Raw genomic sequence first — 237 nt, forward strand, 5'->3', positions numbered from 1 at the left:
TCGCTAGACAAAAAGGTTACAATCTTGAAAGCTGTTGCTCGCTAGAGCTATAAATATAAAAGCGTATCTTATTCAATTCATTATAGTGCGTGAAGTTATTCTGTCAGTCTTCTACAAACACTTCGTAGTAAAACTACTTGGGTGTTGTATGGTTAAGCCTCACGGGCAATTAGTATCAGTTAGCTCAAGACCTCGCAGTCCTTACACACCTGACCTATCAACGTTGTAGTCTCCAAC

The 237-nt window shown here is 39.7% G+C and carries 1 rRNA gene; it reads right to left on the reverse strand.

What is annotated here, in order from left to right:
- Positions 1 to 148 precede the first annotated feature (148 nt).
- Positions 149 to 237, reverse strand: a 23S ribosomal RNA gene (locus H4J69_RS19840); the annotation flags it as partial.

It is taken from the genome of Colwellia sp. BRX10-9, assembly GCF_014077405.1.
Lineage (GTDB): Bacteria > Pseudomonadota > Gammaproteobacteria > Enterobacterales > Alteromonadaceae > Colwellia_A.